At 43.2% G+C, this 1,605-nt stretch carries 3 protein-coding genes; 1 reads left to right on the forward strand and 2 read right to left on the reverse strand.

The annotated features are described in order from the left end of the window. A partial coding sequence (locus L1D47_RS20600; protein ID WP_239886612.1) for a transposase occupies nucleotides 1-217 on the forward strand: 217 nt, incomplete at its 5' end. A 29-nt stretch (nucleotides 218-246) separates the two neighbouring features. Here L1D47_RS20600 and L1D47_RS20605 read toward each other — a convergent pair. Next, nucleotides 247-855, reverse strand: a complete 609-nt coding sequence (locus L1D47_RS20605; RefSeq protein WP_239886613.1) for a site-specific integrase — start codon at nucleotides 853-855, stop codon at nucleotides 247-249. A 98-nt stretch (nucleotides 856-953) separates the two neighbouring features. Then, nucleotides 954-1,334 carry a hypothetical protein gene (locus L1D47_RS20610; protein ID WP_239886614.1) on the reverse strand — a complete coding sequence of 127 codons (381 nt, stop codon included), beginning with the start codon at nucleotides 1,332-1,334 and terminating at the stop codon, nucleotides 954-956. Nucleotides 1,335-1,605: the final 271 nt, after the last annotated feature.

Here is a 1,605-nt window from a genome sequence, read left to right on the forward strand (position 1 = left end):
CAGGATCCGTGGTGGTCGCCACAGAATACGCACAGTCATGTTTATGGCGATGATGTCAGCCATACAGTGTAATCCTGTTTTTAAGCGCTATTACCAGCGTCTCAAAGCGGCTGGCAAAATGCCTAAAGTAGCACTGATCGCCTGCATGCGAAAGCTCATCGTGATCTTGAATACCATGCTTAAAAGCGAGGAGCTGTGGTGCGTAAAAAACGGATAAATATATTGACTAAACACCACAGTCACTTGTTAAGTGCCGTTGCTTGATATTAACTTTTTCAGAGCTTCGATTTGAAGCGGAGGCCTCTTAGTATGCAACATTGCATGACAATTAGGACACACTGGAATTAAATCTTTGACCGGATCAACGATGTAATTATGCCCGATTACCGACAAGGGCTTTACATGATGCACATGAATAAAACCTTTGCCAATGTCTCCATAAACCTTAAAGAAATCAATCCCACAGACCTTACAGATTGGTTGATGGAACTTAAGACACTCTCTGCGAGCTTTTGCATTACGCTCGTAGCGATTGGCTTGAATGGTTACAGATTGCCCCTCAAAATGCTCGTCTGGGTATAGTGTAACATTGTTAGATTCACTTTCTAAGAATGCCAAGTACGCCCTCAGTGCAGATTGGCAATTACCCCAATAATTTCTATCAGACAGGTTCACTTTCAAACGTTCAAGGATGTCATTTACATCCTGCATATTTGTCACATTTTCTGATGAGATATCAATACGCAAGTGGTTACAAATGGCATTCAAGTATGTTGGGTAACTATTGCAAGTTCCCTCAGCCAACTGCCTGACATCTCGCAGATATAATTTATATTCAAACTCTGACTCGATCATAAATCCCTCTGAGGCACTTAACGCTTGGCTCTGGGGCTGTATGGAGCGCAGCGTAATGCAGTCCCTAACAGCCTCTTGCTATGTGTCGCTGGTTACGATTAACTTAACCTTGAGTTAATTGCATTAAACCACTCCATTACTTCTCCGTTAGTGTCGACTTGCTCAAGAAGCTCTTTGCTCATAAAAGAAACTGCACGACTATTGAGCTTTTTCTTAACGTTACTTTCTTTATAAGGTGTGTGCTCTACTAGCAAATTAGGAATATCGGTTTTACCATCTATTTCTAGGTCAATTTCTAGTTGGAAAGCTTGCTTAATTGCATCGACATGCAAATAGTTCTCGGCTTCACGCTTGCTTGTTAGGAAAGCTATTGAACCATCTCCCCGAGCATTAACTCTTTCACATGCTTGTTGGTATTTAGGTGGCTCTTCTGTATCTCGGTCATAAATATGAATTTCAGGTTTGCCAACATTTTTCAAATAGTGACGATTAACCCAGTCTTTTAGGGAAGGTGCGAATAAGTCCCGTGCTTGCTCTGCGTGTGCTTAAAGTGGATAGATGCTAGGCACAGTTTGCAGCGAATGGCCCTAGTCCTTCGCAAGAACTGTAACGCAGCAAATACCGCTGTAAGCCTCGCCCTGCGGGGCTTTGATAGCAACACCATTTCGGCGTTATTCAACTTCAGCAGGCCTCGGCATGCCCTCAGTTGAATGCCTTGAACTGTCGCTGCTATCAAAGCCAGAGCTGTGC

It is taken from the genome of Shewanella sp. Isolate7 (assembly GCF_022398425.1).
Taxonomy (GTDB): Bacteria; Pseudomonadota; Gammaproteobacteria; order Enterobacterales; family Shewanellaceae; genus Shewanella.

Bases quoted from the DNA above. Each gene is read 5' to 3' on its own strand.
- L1D47_RS20605 (WP_239886613.1), bottom strand. From the start codon at position 855: ATGATCGAGTCAGAGTTTGAATATAAATTATATCTGCGAGATGTCAGG.